Annotated in this window: 14 protein-coding genes; 2 read left to right on the top strand and 12 right to left on the bottom strand. The window is 60.7% G+C overall.

The window, feature by feature from the left end:
• Positions 1–8 precede the first annotated feature (8 nt).
• The 8 genes from recN to aqpZ form a co-directional block, all read right to left on the bottom strand.
• Entirely contained in the window at positions 9–1682 is a 1674-nt protein-coding gene (recN, locus tag QO002_RS15215; RefSeq protein WP_307231102.1) for a DNA repair protein RecN, read from the bottom strand.
• A gap of 121 nt (positions 1683–1803) precedes the next feature.
• On the bottom strand, positions 1804–2670 hold the full coding sequence (locus tag QO002_RS15220; protein WP_307231104.1) for an outer membrane protein assembly factor BamD: 867 nt from the start codon (positions 2668–2670) through the stop codon (positions 1804–1806).
• 194 nt (positions 2671–2864) lie between these two features.
• On the bottom strand, positions 2865–3809 hold the full coding sequence (gene lpxC, locus QO002_RS15225; RefSeq protein ID WP_307231106.1) for a UDP-3-O-acyl-N-acetylglucosamine deacetylase: 945 nt from the start codon (positions 3807–3809) through the stop codon (positions 2865–2867).
• Between the two features lie 333 nt (positions 3810–4142).
• The gene (gene ftsZ / locus QO002_RS15230; protein WP_307231108.1) at positions 4143–5936 is read right to left on the bottom strand and encodes a cell division protein FtsZ; all 1794 of its coding nucleotides are present in this window, start codon (positions 5934–5936) and stop codon (positions 4143–4145) included.
• Between the two features lie 103 nt (positions 5937–6039).
• A complete protein-coding gene (ftsA, locus tag QO002_RS15235) occupies positions 6040–7371 on the bottom strand; it encodes a cell division protein FtsA (protein WP_307231110.1) in 1332 nt (443 codons plus the stop codon).
• On the bottom strand, positions 7368–8300 hold the full coding sequence (locus QO002_RS15240; RefSeq protein WP_307231112.1) for a cell division protein FtsQ/DivIB: 933 nt from the start codon (positions 8298–8300) through the stop codon (positions 7368–7370). The genes ftsA and QO002_RS15240 overlap by 4 nt, the downstream gene beginning before the upstream one ends.
• Positions 8288–9214, bottom strand: coding sequence for a D-alanine--D-alanine ligase (locus QO002_RS15245; RefSeq protein ID WP_307231114.1), 927 nt, complete (start codon positions 9212–9214; stop codon positions 8288–8290). The genes QO002_RS15240 and QO002_RS15245 overlap by 13 nt, the downstream gene beginning before the upstream one ends.
• A 322-nt stretch (positions 9215–9536) precedes the next feature.
• Positions 9537–10223 carry an aquaporin Z gene (aqpZ, locus tag QO002_RS15250; RefSeq protein ID WP_307231117.1) on the bottom strand — a complete coding sequence of 229 codons (687 nt, stop codon included), beginning with the start codon at positions 10221–10223 and terminating at the stop codon, positions 9537–9539.
• 379 nt (positions 10224–10602) lie between these two features.
• On the opposite strand from aqpZ, the gene QO002_RS15255 reads away from it, so the two are divergent.
• Both QO002_RS15255 and QO002_RS15260 read left to right on the top strand, forming a co-directional pair.
• Positions 10603–11907: an MFS transporter gene (locus QO002_RS15255; protein ID WP_307231119.1), complete on the top strand. Its 1305-nt coding sequence runs from the start codon at positions 10603–10605 to the stop codon at positions 11905–11907.
• A gap of 120 nt (positions 11908–12027) precedes the next feature.
• A complete protein-coding gene (locus tag QO002_RS15260; protein ID WP_307231120.1) occupies positions 12028–13125 on the top strand; it encodes a metallophosphoesterase in 1098 nt (365 codons plus the stop codon).
• 211 nt (positions 13126–13336) lie between these two features.
• Here the strand turns inward: QO002_RS15260 and murB are convergent, their stop codons facing one another.
• The 4 genes from murB to ftsW are packed head-to-tail and all read right to left on the bottom strand — an operon-like array spanning position 13337 to position 18034.
• On the bottom strand, positions 13337–14311 hold the full coding sequence (murB, locus tag QO002_RS15265; RefSeq protein ID WP_307231123.1) for a UDP-N-acetylmuramate dehydrogenase: 975 nt from the start codon (positions 14309–14311) through the stop codon (positions 13337–13339).
• Positions 14308–15723, bottom strand: coding sequence for a UDP-N-acetylmuramate--L-alanine ligase (gene murC, locus QO002_RS15270; protein ID WP_307231125.1), 1416 nt, complete (start codon positions 15721–15723; stop codon positions 14308–14310). Before murC ends, murB begins: the two co-directional genes overlap by 4 nt.
• Positions 15720–16844 carry an undecaprenyldiphospho-muramoylpentapeptide beta-N-acetylglucosaminyltransferase gene (gene murG, locus QO002_RS15275; RefSeq protein ID WP_307231128.1) on the bottom strand — a complete coding sequence of 375 codons (1125 nt, stop codon included), beginning with the start codon at positions 16842–16844 and terminating at the stop codon, positions 15720–15722. Before murG ends, murC begins: the two co-directional genes overlap by 4 nt.
• Before the next feature lie 35 nt (positions 16845–16879).
• On the bottom strand, positions 16880–18034 hold the full coding sequence (ftsW, locus tag QO002_RS15280; RefSeq protein WP_307231130.1) for a putative lipid II flippase FtsW: 1155 nt from the start codon (positions 18032–18034) through the stop codon (positions 16880–16882).
• Positions 18035–18119 lie beyond the last annotated feature (85 nt).

Here is an 18119-nt window from a genome sequence, read left to right on the forward strand (position 1 = left end):
AGCGCTGCCTACCCGTTTCCCGCTAACAATCGTGCCGCCGCAGCCCTCGCCTCTTCCGTAACTGATGCGCCGGCGAGCATGCGAGCGATTTCCTCGGTACGGGCCTTGTTGTCCATGCGGGCGACGCGGGTGGCGATGGTCTCGGCCTTTTCGGTCGAAGGACCTTTCGAGATCAGCAGATGGGTTGCTGCGCGGGCAGCGACCTGTGGCGCATGGGTTACGGACAGTACCTGAACCTTGTCCGACAGACGCTTCAACCGCTGGCCGATCGCATCGGCCACTGCACCACCGACGCCCGTGTCGATTTCGTCGAAGACGAGGGTCGGTGCCGAGCCGCGATCAGCAAGCGCGACCTTCAGCGCCAGCAGGAAGCGCGAAAGTTCGCCGCCGGATGCCACCTTCATGATCGGACCCGGGCGGGTGCCGGGATTGGTCTGGACGTGGAATTCAACGATGTCGATACCTTCGGCGGCAGCGTTCTGCGGATCGCTCGAAACCTCGACCATGAAGCGCGCGCGTTCCAGTTTCAACGCCGGCAATTCCGCCATGACGGCCCCGGAAAGAGCCGTTGCGGTATTCTGGCGTTTCTCTGAAAGCAGGATAGCCGCTGAATCGTAAGTAGACTTGGTCAGCGTCAGCTGGCCTTGCAGCTGCTTCAGCTTCTCCTCGCCGGCATCGAGATCAGCAAGGTCGGAGATCATCTTCACGGCGAGTGCCGGCAGGCCGGTGACCGGAACAGAATATTTGCGGGCGGCGGCGCGTAACGCAAACAGGCGCTCCTCGACACGCTCCAGTTCCTTCGGGTCATATTCCGTCTTGCGCAAGGCTGCCTCGACCGCCATCTGAGCATCCGACAGATGGTTGAGAGCGGTGTCGAGAAAGGTGACGGTCTCTTCCAGAAGCCCCGGCGCCTCATGGCTCTTGCGCTCCAGCCGGCGCACGAGCGAGGCGATCAGCGGCACGGGCGACCCATTGCCGTTGAGGAATTCGCTGGCCTCGTTGATGTCAACGGCAATGCGCTCGGCCTTCATCATGCGCGAGCGACGTTCGGCAAGTTCTTCTTCCTCGCCGTCCTGTGGCGACAAGGTTTCGAGTTCTTCAACTGACGAACGCAAATAGTCGGCCTCCCGCGCGGCAGCCTCGACCTTTTCGCGATGCTTACGCAGGGTGCGCTCGGCATCTTTCCAGACGCGGTAAAGCTCCGAGACGCCGATCGCCTCGTCCGCAAGACCGCCGAAGGCATCGAGAAGCGTGCGATGCGCGTGAGTATCGACAAGGGCACGGTCATCGTGCTGGCCGTGAATTTCGACGAGCAGTTGGCCGGCCTGCCGCATCAGCTGCACGGACACGGGCTGATCGTTGACATAGGCCTTGGTGCGCCCGTCAGCATTCTGCACCCGGCGGAAGATCAGGTCGCCGTCGTCGTCGATGCCGTTTTCGCGAACGAGAAGGCGGGCGGGATGGTTGCCGACGACGTCGAAGACCGCGGTCACCTGCCCCTTGTCGCTGCCGTGGCGCACCAGAGACCCGTCACCACGGCCGCCGAGCGCCAAAGACAGACTGTCGAGAAGGATGGATTTGCCCGCGCCGGTTTCACCGGTCAGCACTGAAAGGCCGGTCTCGAAGGAAAGATCAAGCCGTTCGATCAGGACGATATCGCGGATCGAGAGCTGTGAAAGCATCCGGTTTCGATTCTCCCAGGGTCGGGTCCGTCAAGCGGCCCGCTTGGAAACAGAGCCATCTGCGGCCCGCAAACTGCCGTAGCCGAGGCCGATTCGCAACATGGTAGCAGTCTGCTGAACCTTAAACGCCAAGCAGCCGTTTGCCAGCGCGCGAAATCCACGAGCCATTGTTTTCGCGCGGCTCAAGCCCACCGGACTGCAGAAGCTTGTAGCTGTCGGCATACCACTGGCTATCCGGATAGTTATGACCAAGAACGGCGGCAGCCGTCTGCGCTTCGCTCACGACACCCATCGCGAAATACGTCTCGACGAGACGCGCCAGAGCTTCCTCAACCTGATTGGTCGTCGGATATTTCTCGACCACGTTGCGGAAGCGCGTCGCAGCGGCAAGATATTCCTTGCGCTCCAGATAATAACGGCCGACCTGCATCTCCTTGCCGGCAATCTGGTCCTTGGCGAAGCGAATCTTGGCCTGCGCATCCTCGACATATTCTGAATCAGGATAGTTATCGATGACCTTCTGCATCGCATCGATAGTATTCTGGGCAGGCTTCTGGTCCTGTGTTACCGAGGGGATCTGCTTGGAATAGGCAAGGCCGACGATGTACTGGGCGTAGGCGGCGTCTTCAGACTGCGGATAGAGATTGAGGTAACGCGTCGCTGCGTTGATCGCATCCTGGCTCTGGCCGTTGCGATAGGCAACGAAGGCCTTCATAACCAGAGCTTTACGGGCATACTCGGAAAACGGATGCTGCTGATCGATGGCGTCGAACTTGCGCGCTGCTTCGGTCGTCTTGCCGGCCTGGAGGTTGGCGAGACCCTGATTATAGAGCATCTCCGGCGGATCGGTCTCGGCTGTCAGCTTGGTAATGTCGATATCGGGATCGTTCTGGCACGACGTCAGCAAGAGGCCGGTTACCGATGCGGTAAGCGCGATATAGACAACGCGCACCATCTTCTTCATGTCAACCTGGCCTGCAAATACCATTAGAAAATCCCACTCACGCGCCGGTAAGGCAACCGCCGCCTATGAACCGCGTTTTAAATCAAGATGCAACACGCCCGCAACGTCATGATGAGCGAATAACGCAATTTTGTGGCAGCCATCTCGCGAAAAAGCCGGCCCAAAAGCCGGCTTTCAAGACTAAATCAACTCTGAGCATTCAATCCCATCGAAGACGCTCACTGCGCGCTGGCAGCAATCGCTTCGCGCACGGCAGGACGCTGACGCGACGGCGTGCTTTCGACAATCTCGTAGGCGCTCGGATCGCTCATCAGCGCCTTCAGCGCGTTCGCGTTCATCTTGTGACCACCACGATAGGAGCGGTAGCAGCCGAGGAACGGCATGCCGGCAAGTGCCAGGTCGCCAACGGCATCAAGCGTCTTGTGGCGCACGAACTCGTCCTTGGCGTAGCGCAGGCCTTCGACGTTGATAACCGTGTTGTCGTCGGAGATGACAACCGAGTTTTCAAGCGAAGAGCCCAGGCCACGACCTGCAGCCCACATCTTTTCGACATCCCGCATAAAACCGAAGGTGCGCGCACGCGAAAGTTCGCTCTTGAAGGTCGACGGGTTAATATCGCCCTTCCAGGACTGGCGACCGATCAGCGGGCAATCGAAATCGATATCCACTTCGAAGCGCATCCCTCCTTCGTAGGGCAGGAATTCCGACCAGGACGCACCCGATTCGATGCGGACCGGCTTCAGGATGCGGATATAGCGGCGCTTGGTGGCCAGGGCGCGAACGCCGGCCTGCTCGATCGCCTCGACGAAGGGAGCGGAGCTACCGTCCATGATCGGCATTTCGGCACCGTGAACTTCAATCAGCAGATTATCGAGGCCAAGCGAGTAGATCGCGGCCATGACATGCTCGATGGTGGCGATGAAGGTAGCAGGCGAAAAGCCGAGAACCGTGCAGAGATCAGTATTGCCGACCTGCGAAGACACGGCCTTATATTCGCTGACGACGGTTTCCCCGTTCATACGCTGGAAGACGATACCGCTATCGGCTTCGGCTGGATGGAAAGTGATGGAAACTTCACTGCCCGAATGTACGCCGGTACCCGACAACGTGACGGCGCTTGCGATCGTCGTCTGAAAACCAAGCTGCCCAATTCCAAGTACCATGCTCTTTGCCTTATATATGCCGGCGATACAGCTATGAGAACGCCGATAGAAACTCTTCGGAACCGAAGTCTTGGTCACAAAGCGACGCACGATCAGCGACGCCCCACGCCACCAGTCGGATCAACTTCAAGCCAGCGATGTATGGTATCGCGTGTGCCCCTTCAGTCCCGACTCTCAACATAATAGTGTAGGCGCGCCATTCCAAATCACTGTTTCTTTCGGTTTGTTACGCGTCACGGCAGCTTATATTAGACAATGAAAACATTGATAAAATCATAAAAAATGCCCGGGCGTTAACCCGGGCATTCGGCAAGGTGGAAGGTGGGTAGAAAATCAGTTCGATTGGCGGCGCAGGAACGCCGGGATTTCGAGCTGATCGTCCTCGTGAGCACGCGGCTGCGGAGTGAGCCGGGCGCGATCGTCGAGAGATGGCCGACGCGGTGCATAGACGCTGGCTTCCGGCGACAGCGGACGACGCTGCTGGGAAGCTGCCGACGGTGCACCGGCGGTCATATCCGCGGCAACGGCGTGACCTTCCTCGTCACGACGTCCCAGCGAATTGGTGATCCGCTTCAACAAACCCATCGGACCGCGGTCTTCCTGAGCGACAGGCTGCGCCCGATGCTCAGCCTCGGCCTTCACCATCGGCGGAAAATCTTCGACCTTCGGCATGCGAACCTGTTCGGCCTGCTGGCGAATGACCGGAGCTGCGGGCTCCTGGCGAGCCACGACCGGTTCCTGGCGGGCGACGGGCTGCTGGGCAGCCGGAGCAGCCTGATAGGCAGGCATATCAAGCTGCCGCTGAGCAACCGGAGCCGACTGCGGAACGACCTGTTCGACGGGAGCAGCGCCGGCAAAAAGGCGGCTCTGCGGGCGGAATTCTTCCTGTGGCTGGGCAACGGGAGCAGACGGACGCGCGGCTGTCTGGAGGAACAGCTCGCGTTCCAGTTCGGCTTCACGAATGGCCTTGGCGATTGCGTCGGCCTGCGAGGCAACCTGCTGGACCGGCTGAGGGGCCGGCTGCTGGGCGACCGGAGCCGGCTGAGCCTGGGCGATCGTCGGTTGCTGAACCGGCGCTGCCGGGATAGCCACAGACGGACGAACGATCGGCTTGGCTGCTACCGGGCGAAAGCTGGCGTTGCGATCCGCCACCTCCGCGGCCGTGCGGTCGATACCGGTTGCAACAACAGAAACACGGATCAGGCCTTCGAGTTCTTCATCGAAGGTTGCGCCGAGAATGATGTTGGCGTCTGGATCGACTTCTTCACGGATGCGGGTAGCAGCTTCGTCAACTTCAAAGAGGGTCAGGTCACGGCCGCCGGTGATCGAGATCAGCAGGCCCTGGGCGCCCTTCATCGAGGTTTCGTCAAGCAGCGGGTTGGCGATCGCGGCTTCGGCAGCGGCCATTGCGCGGCCTTCGCCAGACGCTTCGCCGGTGCCCATCATGGCGCGACCCATCTCGCGCATCACCGAACGGACGTCGGCGAAGTCGAGGTTGATGAGGCCTTCCTTGACCATCAGGTCGGTGATGCAGGCAACACCCGAATAGAGAACCTGGTCGGCCATCGCGAAGGCGTCCGCGAACGTCGTCTTGTCGTTGGCGATCCGGAAAAGGTTCTGGTTCGGGATGACGATCAGGGTATCGACCGACTTCTGCAGTTCGGCGATGCCCATGTCGGCGAGCCGCATGCGGCGCGCACCTTCGAAGTGGAATGGCTTGGTAACGACGCCGACTGTCAGGATGCCCTTGTTGCGGGCAGCCTGGGCAACGACCGGAGCCGCACCCGTGCCGGTGCCGCCGCCCATGCCGGCGGTGACGAAGCACATGTGGGTGCCCTGCAGGTGATCGATGATCTCATCGATGCACTCTTCAGCGGCCGCACGGCCGACTTCCGGCTGGGAGCCTGCGCCAAGACCTTCGGTGACCGCGACACCCATCTGGATGATGCGTTCGGCCTTGGTCATGGTCAGCGCCTGGGCGTCCGTGTTGGCGACGACGAAATCGACGCCCTGGAGGCCCGCAGTGATCATGTTGTTGACGGCATTGCCGCCACCGCCGCCGACGCCGAAGACGGTGATGCGGGGCTTAAGCTCGGTGATATCCGGCTTTTGCAAGTTGATGGTCATTGTACCCGTTCCTTCCTGGTTTCTGGCCGCCTTGCCGAGCCGGCCAAATCTTAGAATTTCTTACTCGTAATCGGCCCGCCTTACCTGAGCGGACCGTGAGACCTTAAAAGCTTTCCTTGAGCCACTGCCCGACGCGAGCTATGCGACCCTGTCCACCCGAGAGCGAGGAGAGCAGACCGCCCTGCGACGCGTGGGTTTCCATCTCTGCGACCTGCGGATAGATCATCAGACCGACCGCGGTAGAAAATGCCGGCCCCTTGGCTGCCGCCGGAAGACCGGAGACACCGAGCGGACGACCGATGCGAACATTGCGGGCCAGGATGCGGCGCGCCGCTTCCGGCAGGCCAGTCAGCTGGCTCGCACCGCCGGTCAGAACGACACGCTTGCCGACGATCGGGGAGAAGCCCGAGCGCTGGATGCGATCACGGATCAACTCCAGCGTTTCCTCGATGCGGGCGCGGACGATGCGCGAAACGAGGGCGCGCGGCACATGGGTCGGCTGGTCGCGGTCATCCTCGCCGATTGGCGGAACCGTAACGATATCGCGCTCGTCGGCGCTGGCCGGCAACGCAGAACCGTGAACGACCTTCAGACGTTCCGCATCCTCGATGCGGGTGGAAAGACCGCGCGCCAGATCGGTGGTGACGTGATGGCCGCCAAGCGAGACCGCATCGGCATGCACCAGCTTGCCTTCGGCAAAGACCGAGATCGTCGTCGTGCCACCGCCCATGTCGATGGCGGCGCAGCCGAGTTCGACTTCATCATCCACCAGGGCAGCGAGACCGCTGGCATAGGGAGTAGCGACAATGCCCTCGACCGAAAGATGAGCGCGGTTAATGCAGAGCTCGAGGTTCTTCAGCGCGGCGCGTTCCGCCGTCAGCATGTGCATGTCAACGCCGAGCTGGTCACCGAACATCGCCAGCGGATCGCGAATGCCGCGCTCGCCATCGAGCGAATAGCCGGCCGGTAGCGAATGCAGGACGACGCGGTCCTGGCGCTGGGACTGATGGGCGGCGGCCGCAAGAACCTTCTTGAGGTCAGCTTCTTCGACTTCCTGGCCACCGAGATCTATGGAGGCCGTGTAAATGTCGCTCTGCAGGCGGCCGGCAGAGATATTGACGATGAGGCTGTCGATGGTGAGGCCGGCCATGCGTTCGGCAGCATCGACGGCGAGACGGACAACGCTTTCGGTGGCGTCGAGATCGGCGATCACGCCGTTCTTGATGCCGCGGGATTTGTGGTGACCAATGCCGATCACCTCGATCGAATGGGTGCGGCCCGGCAGGATCTGGCTTTCAGCCTTCGGCGTCAGCCGGCCGATCATGCAGACGACCTTCGTGGAGCCGATGTCGAGAACCGAAACGATATGCGACCGCTTGGACGAAAGCGGCTTCAGACGTGGCAGGCCAAAATGCGAAGAACCAAAAAGGCTCATGTACGGTTCTCCTGCTCCAGCTTCTTGAGCTGCTTTGTACGGGCGTCAACAGCCACTTGACGACGAGCTGCTGCCTCGGCCGTCAGGCGGATGGTGGTACGGTCTTCCAGACGGAGATCGACAGCGGCGATATCGCGCTCGAGCAGTTGCTGCCCCTCTTCCATCGTCGACAGAACCTGCATGGCACGATCGAGATCATGTTCGGGCAACTTGATGACAACACCGTTTTCGAGCTGAAGATCCCAGCGACGGCCCGAAACACGGACGTAAGCCTTCACGCGATCACGAATCTCAGGCCAGGCAGAGAACTGCTCGTAGAAATCCGCGGCAGCAGTCTCGGCATCCCGGCCGACGAACAGCGGCAGGGCCGAAAACTTGTTGTCGCGCAGCGGCGCAATCACGCTGCCGCTCTTTTCGATCAGGGAAAGATCCGACCCGTGCTGCCAGATACCGAAAGCCTTGCGCTCTTTCAGAGCCACTTCGATCGTACCTGGATAGACCTTGCGAACGGAAACATCCTCAACCCATGGCAGTTCGCTGATCAGCTTGCGCGCCTCGGCGACATCGAGCGCAACCAGCGATGTCGTACCATCGAGGCCCAGCTGCTGGAGGATATCTATTTCAGAGGTCTGGTCGTTGCCGGAAACCTTGACGTCCTCGATCGCAAAACCGACCGCAGTCGTCGTGGTCTGGGCGAAGCCCTGCGCATGACCACCGAGCGACATGCCGTAGAAGCCGGTCGCGGCAAGAAATGCCAGCGCAGACACCGTACCGGTATGCGGCGCAAAATGAATGCGGCCTGTGCCCAGGCAGACAAGAAAACGCACGACGCGACGAAGCGGACGCGGCAGCACGAACTGACCATCGAGATCAGCCGCCTCCAGCGGTGCGCGCACCCTGTCCTGCTTCCTGCCTCTCAACGCAAACACGATGCGTCCTCCACGATCCACTTGAGGAATTCACCAAACGAATAGCCGGCATGGACGGCCATTTCGGGCACCAGGGAGGTTGGAGTCATGCCAGGCTGGGTATTGATCTCCAGCCAGATAAGCTCTCCTTCTTCGGAGAAACGATCGTCGAAGCGGAAGTCGGAGCGGCTTACGCCGCGGCAGCCAATCGCCTGATGCGCCTTGACCGCCAGTGTTTGTATTTTTTGGTAAATATTTGGTGAAATTTCCGCCGGAATGACGTGTTTCGAGCCACCTTTTACATATTTGGAATCATAGTCGTAAAAAGCGTGGCCCAGCGGGATGATTTCGGTAACGCCTAGGGCGACATCGCCCATGACGCCGCAGGTCAGCTCGCGCCCGTGGATGTAACGCTCCGCCATGACGCGATCGCCATACCGCCACTCGGAAGAACCGAGGATCTGCGGCGGATGGGATTGGTCTTCCTGAACCATGACGACGCCGAAGCTTGAGCCTTCCGACACCGGCTTCACGACGTAAGGCGGCTTCAACGGATGCTCGCTACCGAAGTCGTGGCGGTTCATGATGCGCGCCTCGGCAACCGGGATGCCGGCGGCGGCGGCGACATATTTCGCCTGCGCCTTGTCCATGGCGAGCGCGGAAGCGAGAACGCCGGAATGGGTATAGGGGATATCGAGATATTCGAGGATGCCCTGAATGGTGCCGTCCTCGCCATAGGGGCCGTGGAGGGCGTTGAAGGCAACATCCGGGCGCAAGCTCGCAAGCGTCGCCGCCACCTCGCGGTCGACGTCGACGCGCGTCACGCGATAACCTTCCGCCTCAAGGGCATCCGCGCAGGCAGTCCCCGAAGAAAGGCTCACAGGCCTCTCCGAGGAAAATCCACCCATCAGGACGGCCACATGCTTGGCACTCATCAAATTCTCCGACATCAACACCTGCCTCTATGAAATTGCGCTTGCGCAGAGCTTGTAGGGACCGCGATTCGCGAATTTCAGGCACAGCCCCACTAGAACGGCATTATGGTTAATGAACCGTTTACTTTGGTTAACCCCTTTGGGGATGCAGCGGGTAAAATCGGCGAAAGAATCAAATCGCCGCCCCGATTAAACTCTTAGAATCAGAGTGTTGGCTGAAGCGCAAGCTTGAGAAGACGGCGAACTCGGATGAAGGGGAAACGCAAAAGGCCGCGCCGCCGTGGCGAGGCCTTCTGAACTTGGAACGATGTCAGTTCCGTTTTTAGTCGTCTTCGCCGACGACCTTCCAGACGATGGCGCCGAGCGCGCCGCCGACGAGCGGAGCCAGCCAGAACAACCAGAGCTGCTGAAGCGCCCAGCCACCGACAAAGAGCGCCTGCCCCGTCGAGCGAGCCGGATTGACGGAGGTATTGGTAACGGGAATCGAGATCAGGTGGATAAGGGTGAGCGCCAGGCCGATGGCGATGGGGGCAAAACCGACGGGCACACGACCATGAGTCGAACCGAGGATAATGAAGAGGAAGAAGGCCGTCAGAAGGACTTCGATGACGAGCGCCGAGGTCAGCGAATAGCCGCCGGGAGAATGCTCGCCATAGCCGTTTGCCGCAAAGCCCCCGAGATCAACCCCGGCTTTTCCGCTGGCGACGATGTAAAGTGCGGCGGCTGCCAGGATGGCCCCTGCGACCTGGGCAATGATATAAGCAGGCAGCGACGAGGCCGGAAACTTCCCGGCGACGGTAAGGCCAACGGATACGGCCGGATTGAAATGCCCGCCCGATATGCCGCCCACCGCATAGGCCATGGTGAGAACGGTCAGACCGAAAGCGAACGAGACACCAAGCAGGCCAATGCCGACATCCGGGAAAGCAGCAGCCAGCACCGCGCTACCGCAGCCGCCGAAAACGAGCCAGAATGTTCCTAAAAATTCCGCAGAAAGCTTCTTGAACATGGGTTCCCCTTCAATGGAGCAATGCTCCGAGGGCCTGGTGCGCATCACCTGCATTTCCGCCAGCCCTGGAAGAAAACACACGCGCATTTCAGCCAGTTTGCCGCGCTCAAAGGTGGAGCGCACGATCCAGAATTTTCCACAATTCGATTCTGGTCAAGGATTGAGCACGACTTATAGGGAATATGACGCCTTTTTCATCACTTCGTAGAGATGTGACACCATCGTTCGAACGGGGATTTAGCGACACTTTTGCGACGAAAACACCCCTAAATCTTGCCATTTCTTGCGCCTCAAGGGTTTTATTGCCGGTTCGACTGCGTTATGGCACCGCCATCCGCCTCCCAAGACGGCACAAACATCCCTGTACGGAAGACACACAATGACTGACGCGACATCCTCCCCGTCGCCGCGTGTCGCTCAATCGAAGACAGCCCCGGCCAATTCGCCGGCGCATGTCCTGTTTGCGAGCCTCGTCGGCACGACCATCGAATTCTTCGACTTCTACGTCTACGCCACCGCCGCCGTTCTGGTGTTCCCGGCGCTGTTCTTCCCCAACAGCGATCCGACCACTGCGCTGCTCGCCTCGTTTGCCACCTTCTCCATCGCCTTCTTCGCCCGTCCGCTCGGTGCAATCGTCTTCGGTCACTTCGGTGACCGCGTTGGGCGCAAGACGACGCTCGTTGCCGCGCTCCTGACCATGGGCGTTTCGACTGTTATCATCGGCCTTCTACCCTCCTACGAGAGCATTGGCGTCCTTGCGCCGCTGCTGCTGGCCCTTTGCCGCTTTGGCCAGGGTTTCGGCCTCGGCGGCGAATGGGGCGGCGCAGTGCTGCTCGCAACGGAAAATGCCCCGGAAGGCAAGCGCAGCTGGTACGGCATGTTCCCGCAGCTCGGGGCGCCCGTCGGCCTGTTCCTGTCATCCGGTATCTTCTGGGTCCTCCTGCACTTCATGTCGCAGGAAGCGCTCCTGAGCTGGGGCTGGCGCGTCCCGTTCATTGCCTCGATCCTGCTGATCGCCGTCGGTCTCTGGGTTCGCCTTTCGATCACCGAGACCCCGGACTTCCAGAAGGCAATCGAGAAGCATGAGCGCGTCGAAGTGCCGGTTGCAGAACTCTTCCGCAACCACAAGCGCAGCCTCGTGCTCGGTACCTTTGTCGCACTCGCAACGTTCGTGCTGTTCTACATCGGCTCGGCGTACCTGCTCTCCTACAACGTCAAGGTTCTGAAAATCCCGTTCCTGGAAGCGCTGGAAGTGCAGATCCTCGGCTCGGTGCTATTCGGCATCTTCATTCCGATCGCCGGCAAGCTCGCCGAGCGTTTCGGCCGCCGCGAGGTGCTGATCGCGACTACGGTGCTGATTGGCGTGTTCTCGTTCTTCCTGCCCGGCCTGATGACATCAGGCGAAACAGGCATCTTCGTCTTCGTGATCCTCGCGATGGCGCTGATGGGCATGACCTATGGCCTGATCGGCACGGCGCTTGCCGCACCCTTCCCGACCAACGTGCGCTATACGGGTTCCTCGATCACCTTCAACTTCGCCGGCATCTTCGGCGCTTCGCTTGCGCCTTACATCGCGACCTATCTGCAGGCCAATTACGGCATGACCTATGTCGGCTACTATCTCGGCATTTCCGCCGTGATCACGCTCGCTTGCATCCTGCTTTCGGGCAAAGATGAGGTCTGAGTTCAAGCTGAATCAGAACTGACGAAGGAGCCGCGAAATCGCTGATTTCGCGGCTCTTTTCTATTCCGGGGTGACTTTGTGAACGCTCACGTCTAATTTTCCCGCAGGAGGTTGGATGCAATGATCGATCGACGGCATTTCCTGAAAGGCGGGCTTTCGATGGGCCTGCTGCTTTCCCTCGGCAGCCGCAGCAGCTTGGCGGCAATCCCTGCCACCGACGCAACTTTCCTGATTATCAACGACGTGCATTCCTGCCGCATGGGATCGGGCCTCAGCGCCAATTGCGCGGCGGAAGGCAAGACGGATGCAGCCCTTTTGCGGCACATCAGGGCGCTCAACAGCATTATCGAGCAGACTTGGCCGCTGGAGATCAACGGCAAGGCGACGGGCCTCGCCAGCGCCGGAGAGCCGATTGCAAGGCCACTCGGCATCGTCGTCAGCGGCGACGTCACCGATGACGGCGGCGGACAGACAGCGGAGCTTGGCGAAGGCGCGCAACTCCTGCAATTTTCCCATCGCTACCAGGAGGGCAACGGACTCGATCGCGTCCACTTCCCCGTCTATGTCGGCCTTGGCAACCATGATCTCGATCAGGACGGGCGCCCGCCACACCCGAACTGGTATCGCGACGAACTGCGCGATTATGTGCGGCTCAATCACAAGCCGAGCGCCTTCTTCAAACCACCGTATCCGGCCGACAACTATGACGAAGGCTCAGACTGCTATTCCTGGAACTGGGGCGGGCTGCACCTGATCATGGCGCAGCGCTTTGCCGGGGATACCAACAAGGGCGCTGCCAGCGCACTCGGGTGGTTGAAGAACGATCTCGCCATGTTTGCCGCCGATGGCCGGCCGGTGGTGATTTTCCAGCACTATGGTTGGGACCCCTTCTCCCTCGAACGCTGGGATCCGGAAAAGAAAACCTTCGACGATCAGGGAAGCGGTGCCCCACACTGGTGGTCGGATGCTGACCGGCGGGCGTTTCTCGATATTCTGAAGGGATACAACATCGCGGCAATCGTACATGGCCACGAGCATGACAGTGCCATGATCTACCAGCGCGCCGGCTTCGACATCATCAAGCCGACCGCTGCCTACAAGGGTGGATTCGGGGTGATCAGGATTACGGACAAGGTGATGGATGTGGTTCTGGGAGAAGCCGCTGGCGACAATGGCGGCGTGCAGTTTCTTGCAGCGTTCAGCAAGGGTTTTGGATAGCATCGTTCAACAGGAGGACATCGCGTTTACCCCCCTCTGTCACTTCGTGACATCTCCCCCTCAGGAGGAAGATCAAGGGCGGCAAACTCTCCCGCCTCTCTCAGGAACGGCACCCGCGGATGGTGCGGCTGATTTCGGAAAATGACGCTCGGCCCCATCTCCCCCCTTGAGGGGAGATGTCAGCGAAGCTGACAGAGGGGTGTCCCTCTAATCAGGCTAACGCCTTGCCGAGAAATTCCTTGACCTCGTAGCCGGACATGAAATTGCCGACGCGCTTGATTTCCCATTGCAGCGCGATGCCGGAATTCTCCATGACCCGCTGGCGCACGGTCTCGCCGAGATACTCGAGCTCGTAGCCGCTCGCCTGCCCGGTGTTGATCATGAAGTTGCAGTGCATCGGCGACATCTGGGCGCTGCCGATCATCATGCCGCGGCAGCCGGCTTCGTCGATCAGCATCCAGGCGGAATGGCCCTCGGGGTTCTTGAAGGTCGAGCCGCCGGTCTTTTCGCGGATCGGCTGCACGGTTTCGCGGTGCTGGCGCACCGCATCCATGTCGGCACGGATTTTCGCCTTGTCTTCCGGATAGCCTTCGAAGACGGCATGGGTAAAGATCAGGTCCTTCGATGCCGACGAATGCCGGTAGCTATAGCCCATGTCGGCATTGGAGAGCACATGCTTGTTGCCCTTGCGGTCAACGGCATGAACCTCGACAACGCGTTCGCGCGTCTCGCCACCATTGGCGCCGGCATTCATGCGCAGCGCGCCGCCGACCGTGCCGGGGATGCCGTAATAGAAGGCAAAGCCGCCGATGCCGTGGTCGAGCGTCATCGCGGCAAGATTCTTGTCCGGGCAGATGGCGCCGGCCATGACGCGGTTTTCACCGACAAGCTCGATATCGCCAAAACCCTTGGCGGAGAGACGGATCACCACGCCCTCAATGCCACCGTCACGCACGAGAAGGTTGGAGCCGACGCCGGCGACCATGACCGGAACATCTTCCGGCAGAAGCTGGAGGAAGGTCACGAGGTCTTCGCTATCATGCGGCTGGAACATCAGCTCGGCGAGGCCGCCGGCCCGGAACCAGGTGACACGGTCCATCGGTGCATCCGGCGTCAGGCGTCCGCGCAATGCGTTCACGCCCTCCCCGAGAGAAGCCAGAAGTTTGGTGCCGTTTACCTGTTTCATGCGGAATTTCCTGAAATGCCTGCGAGTTCCTTCGGGAGGGCGGCAGCCCAGTAGGTGATGCTGCCAGCCCCCAAGAGAACCACAAAATCTCCCGGTTGCGCAATGCCTGCGACAATAGGTGCTATGGCGTCAGGGCCTTCGATGTAGCGGGCGTCACGATGACCACCGGCCTTCATACGCGAAACGAGCTCCGGGGAGTTCACGCCTTCGATGGGTTCTTCGCCTGCGGAATAAACCGGCGCGATCATGATCGTATCGGCATCGTTGAAGCAGGCGGCGAAATCGGAGAACAGGCTTTCGAGACGCGAATACCGGTGCGGCTGGTGCACGGCGATGATTCGGCCCTGGCAGGCCTCGCGGGCTGCGCGCAGTACGGCCTTGATCTCGACGGGGTGGTGGCCGTAGTCGTCGTAGACGCGGACATTGTTCCATTCGCCGGTGAAGGTGAAACGCCGCTTGACGCCGCTGAACCCGGCGAGACCACGGGCGATGGCTTCGGGCGAGATGCCGAGGCGCTGGGCAACCGCGATGGCGGCCGTCGCGTTCGATACGTTATGGCGACCAGGCATCGGCAGGCGCAGGTCAGTCATCGAGATCACCTGGCCAGTGCGACGGCGGCGGATTTCGATGTCGAAGATCGACGTCGCGCCATCCATGCGGATGTTGAAGAAGCGCACGTCGGCCTGCGGGTTCTCACCGTAGGTGATGACTTTGCGGTCCTCGATCTTCGAGACCATTGTCTGCACTTCGGGGTGATCCAGGCACATCACGCCGAAACCGTAGAAAGGCACGTTCTCGACGAACTGGCGGAAGGCCGCACGCACGGCATCGAAATTGCCGTAATGGTCCAGATGTTCCGGATCGATATTGGTGACGACAGCGACGTCGGCGGGCAGCTTCAGGAAGGTGCCGTCCGATTCGTCGGCTTCCACCACCATCCACTCGCCCTCACCCATGCGGGCATTGGTGCCGTAGGCATTGATGATGCCTCCGTTAATGACGGTCGGATCGAGATTGCCTGCTTCGAGCAGGGCCGCCACCATCGAGGTCGTGGTCGTCTTGCCATGGGTCCCGCCGATGGCGATGGCGTTGCGGAAGCGCATGAGCTCGGCCAGCATTTCAGCGCGGCGCACGACCGGCAGCAGCTTTTCGCGGGCGGCTATCAGTTCCGGGTTGGTCTTCTTGATCGCGGTAGAGACAACCACGACTTCGGCCTCACCGATGTTCTCGGCCTTGTGGCCGACGAAGACCTCGATGCCCTTGTCGCGCAGGCGCTGGACGTTGGCGCTGTCGGACTGGTCGGAGCCCTGGACCTTGTGGCCGAGATTGTGCAGCACCTCGGCGATACCGCTCATGCCGATGCCGCCAATCCCGATGAAGTGGACGAGACCGATGCTCTGCGGCATTTTCATGGGCGTGATTCCTTGAATTTCGCGATCGTTAAACCGCCTGCAATAGCTTCAACCATGGTGGCAAGCAAGCGCGCGGCATCCGGCTTGCCGGCACGTTTTGCGTTTTCCGCCATTTGCACCAGCGACTCCGGGTTGGTCATCGCATTGGTGAGGATGCGGCTGAGCTTTTCCGCCGAAAGATCGGCCTGGGCGATGACCTTGGCGCCACCGGTCGCGGCAAGTGCTGCGGCATTGGCCGCCTGATCGTGGTCGAGTGCGTAAGGGTAAGGCACGAGGATCGCCGGGCGGCCGATCACCGAAATTTCGGAGACAGTGGATGCGCCGGAACGGCAGATGACGAGATGGGCCTTGCCAATGCGCTCAGCCATGTCGGTGAAGAAAGGGGCAATATCCGCTTTGAGATCAAGCCGTGCAGAACAAGCCGAAACCATCTCCATATCTTCCAGCCGGGCCTGCTGGGTGAGCCGCAGACGTTTCTGCAGATCGGCGTCGAGCAGACTGATCGCCGTCGGCACGCTCTTCGAAAAATACTGCGCGCCCTGGCTGCCGCCGAAAACAACGAGGCGGAAGTCTTCACCCGCACCGGACGGCTGGTAGGCAACCTTCGCTGCTTCGAGAACGGCCGGGCGAACGGGGTTGCCGGTCGTCACGGTCTTTGCAGCATAAGGACCATTGGTTTCCGGCAGGAATCCGCCGGCGATGGCTTTTACCTTGTTGGCCAACGCCTTGTTGGCGCGGCCCATCACAGCGTTCTGCTCGTGGATAACAGACGGAATGCCCATGCCGGTGGCGGCGAGCAGCGGTGGAACGGTCGGATAGCCACCGAAGCCGACAACGACGGCAGGTCGCACCTTCGCCATCAACCGCTTTGCCGCACGGATGCCGCTCCAGAGTGTCCAGAGCGAACGGGCTACCTTGACCGGGTTCTTCGAACCGATCGTGGCCGAGGGTACGACATGGATTTCGTCTGCCGGGAACTTGCCGGCGAAACGCTCGGCACGGCTGTCGGTCACCAGATGAACGGACCAGCCGAGCGCCTTCAGCTCATGGGCGAGCGCTTCTGCCGGAAAAAGATGTCCGCCGGTTCCCCCGGCGGCCAACATGATGATGCCTTTGGTCATGGGTACTTTTCTCCTGCCTCAGGGAAAGCGAGGCGTCACTCCGCCGGCACGCCAACGCCGGAGCGGAACAGGCTGCGTTCGACGGCGCGCTTTTCGGGCCGATGACGGGTCAAGGCCAGGATGAAGCCGGCCGTGACGCAGATCGCCACCATGGACGAACCACCATAGGAAATCAGCGGCAGGGTCATGCCCTTGGCCGGCAGCAGTTCGAGATTGACGCCGACATTGATCATCGACTGGATGCCGATCTGCAGCACAAGACCGGCAACGGCGAAGCGGGTGAAATCATTGCGTTCGCGGAACGCGTGGCTCAGGCCGCGCATGACGAGGAAAGCAAAGATCGCAACGATCACCATACAGAAGATAATGCCGAATTCCTCCGCTGCAACGGAGAAGATGAAGTCAGTGTGGCTGTCCGGGATGATGCGCTTGATGATGCCCTCGCCCGGCCCCTGGCCGAACCAGTCGCCGCGAATGATGGCTTCACGGGCAGTATCCACCTGGAAGGTATCGCCCTCCCCGGTCATGAAGCGATCGATACGGCCTGCGACGTGCGGCAACAGCGTATAGGCGACGACGAGGCCGCCGACACCGGCGCCGCCGAGCAGGATGATCCAGATCCACGGCATGCCGGCCATGAAAAACATGCCGCCCCACACGGTGGTCGTCAGGATGGTCTGGCCAAGGTCGGGCTGGGCGACGAGCAGCGCCGCGACCATGCCATAAAGCAGGATCGCGAAAAGGTTTCCGGGGATTTCCGGCTGGCGGGCATGTTCGGAAAACAGCCAGGCGCAGACGACAACGAAGGCCGGCTTCATGAATTCCGAGGGCTGGATCGACAGGCTGCCGATGGAAATCCAGCGCCGAGAGCCCTTGACCTCGGCGCCAAAGAACAACGCCAGCAGCATCATGGCGATGGAGACGATGAGCAGGATGATCGCCGCCCGGCGCACCTGCCGTGGCGTCAGGAAGGAGATGCCGATCATGATCGCCAGCGACGGCAGCAGGAAGGCCGCGTGACGCTTGACGAAGTGGAAGCTGTCGAGGTTGAGGCGCTCGGCAACAGCGGGGCTTGCCGCGAAGGACAGCATGAAGCCGATCCCCATCAACAGAATGAAGGTCGCCAGGAAGAACCTGTCGATCGTCCAGAACCAGTCGGCCAACGGGCCTCTTTCGGCGCGGCTTACCATGTCTTCGTCCCCTTCAAGCGAGCGCGACGCGCCCGAAATACTTGCTCTCGCCGCGCGTTGTCTAAAGGACGCGCAGCTCAAATCG

It is taken from the genome of Pararhizobium capsulatum DSM 1112 (genome assembly GCF_030814475.1).
Lineage (GTDB): Bacteria > Pseudomonadota > Alphaproteobacteria > Rhizobiales > Rhizobiaceae > Pararhizobium > Pararhizobium capsulatum.